1 protein-coding gene is annotated in these 1,601 nt (G+C 59.2%); it reads left to right on the top strand.

What is annotated here, in order from left to right; all coding sequences use genetic code 11:
- Positions 1-180 precede the first annotated feature (180 nt).
- The gene (locus tag PLC66_RS22650) at positions 181-1,587 is read left to right on the top strand and encodes an IS1634 family transposase (RefSeq protein WP_324544434.1); all 1,407 of its coding nucleotides are present in this window, start codon (positions 181-183) and stop codon (positions 1,585-1,587) included.
- The last annotated feature ends 14 nt before the right edge of the window (positions 1,588-1,601 follow it).

The following is a 1,601-nucleotide window of genomic DNA, read 5'->3' as shown; positions in this document are numbered from 1 at the left end:
CCTGACTTGTGCCACCTTCCAGTTTCGGGAATGGCACATGAGCAATGCCGCGGGTTTGCGGAGGTTTTGGGGCCATTTTTGTCATACTAAGGGTTGTTTATGGCATCAATTCGCAAGACCCGAACTGCCTCCGGAGCTACCGCTGTACAGGTTGTCCGCTATGTCAACAGGCGCGTGGTCGTGCTCAAGCACATGGGCAGCGCCCATGACCAGGCAGGTGTTGATGAACTGATCGATCGGGGATTGGCTTGGTATGAAGCACAGGCCCAAGGTCCGCTGTTCCCCGCATCGGCCGGTCCGCCACTGGTCCAACCCGGGACAGTGCTCTTGGGCACATGGCACACATTCGCCTATCAGGTTTTAAGAAGGGTGGCGGGGCATTGCGGCTTCCATGCCTTGGGGGATCCCTTGCTGCTGGACTTGGCGATCATCCGGCTTGTGGAACCCACAAGCAAATTGCGGTCCCTGCGGCTGTTGGAGGAATACTTCGACATCCATCATGCGCGACGCTCGTTCTATCGCAGGCTTCCGCTAATGGCCGCCCAGAAGGAGCGTGCCCAGGAGATCGCCGTACACCATGCCAAGGACACCTTGTGCGATGAGCTGAGCTTGGTGCTGTACGATGTGACCACCCTGTACTTCGAGACCTTCACGGCCGATGAACTGCGCATACCGGGTTTCTCCAAGGACAACATGGCGCAGCAGCCGCAAGTGGTGGTGGGCCTGTTGGTCACACGCACGGGCTTCCCGCTGGGGTTCGAGGTCTTTCCCGGCAACACCTTCGAGGGCAAGACCATGCTTCCCGTTCTGGAGGCCTTCACGGCCAAGCACGGGGTGCGCACTCCCACGGTGGTGGCCGATGCAGCCATGCTCTCGCAAGAACTGCTCGCCGAGGTCACCAAACGCGGCATGTCCTACATCGTGGCAGCGCGGTTGGCCGGGGCGTCCAAGGCGCTCATCGAACAGGTGAGCAGCGCCCTGGGCCAGCAAAACGGGCGCACCATCCGGTTGCCCGGTCCGCATGGGGACATGGTCTGTTCCTTCTCCCTCAAGCGCTACAAGAAGGACATGCACACCTTGGACAAGGCAATCGCCAAGGCCGAGCTCCTGGTGGGGAAAGGAGAGCCGGGCAAGCGGGCCAAATTTGTCAAGACCAAGGCCAAGGAGGGCTACCTACTGGACAAGGACCGCATCGAGCGGGCAAGGTTGCTTTTGGGAGTGAAGGGATACTGCACCAACATCCCTGAAGCGCAACTTGACAACGCATCAGTGATTGCGCGCTACCACGACCTCTGGCACGTGGAAAAGGCGTTCCGCATGGCTAAGAGCGACCTCGCCACGCGGCCCGTGTTCCACTTCAGTGCCGTAGCCATCCGCGTGCATTTGTTGATCTGCTTCATCGCGCTGGCAATGGCCCGATCCATGGAGATCAAAACGGGCTACCCCCTCCGCCAGATCGTGGATGCTCTTTGGAAGGTCACCGATGCAAGGCTCCACAATCCCATTACCGGGCAACACACAATTCTCCAGTCACCATTGTCCGCGCAAGCCAACAAGATCATGGACTCTTTGGGGATGTCATACTAATGGCACAAGTCAGG

The organism is Thauera sp. (genome assembly GCF_035444905.1).
In the GTDB taxonomy this organism is placed as follows: Bacteria; Pseudomonadota; Gammaproteobacteria; order Burkholderiales; family Rhodocyclaceae; genus Thauera.
Note: the sequence above shows the minus strand (reverse complement) of the source record. Positions and strands in the feature narration are given on the sequence as shown.